At 35.0% G+C, this 403-nt stretch carries 1 protein-coding gene; it reads left to right on the forward strand.

The features are described from left to right. Positions 1–155: 155 nt before the first annotated feature. Positions 156–403: hypothetical protein (locus tag A8C32_RS20900; protein ID WP_205635373.1), on the forward strand; the 248-nt coding region annotated here is incomplete at its 3' end.

Consider the following 403-nt stretch of genomic DNA (forward strand, 5'->3'; position numbering starts at 1 on the left):
AGTCAGCGCAAAGATTTTAAAAGTCTTTTGGGATCATTTTGCGAATCTGGCTAAAAGTCGGCGTAAAGATTGGTTTTTGAAAATCCGCTTAGAGATCAGATTTTTTTTGCAGAATATTTGGGAGGAATAAATGTTAACGTTTAGTATAAGATTAGTTGCGTGATTTAATCATTGACTTTAGCAAATACAAACCAACTATAGAATCCGCGATGATTTTCGTAATTAGACCTGCACTAGCAATTAATTTTATACCTTGTTGTATGCCGTTGTGTGTCCTGCGTTGCTTCGGGAAACAATTTGGTAAAATAGATTATGAGCAACAAACTGTAATTGAGATGAGAGGCTCATTTTTTTTCAGGAACGAGCTTGATAAAGAAAATCAAGAAGGACTCACGCAAAGAAA

This window comes from Flavivirga aquatica, assembly GCF_001747085.1.
Classification (GTDB): Bacteria; Bacteroidota; Bacteroidia; order Flavobacteriales; family Flavobacteriaceae; genus Algibacter_C; species Algibacter_C aquatica.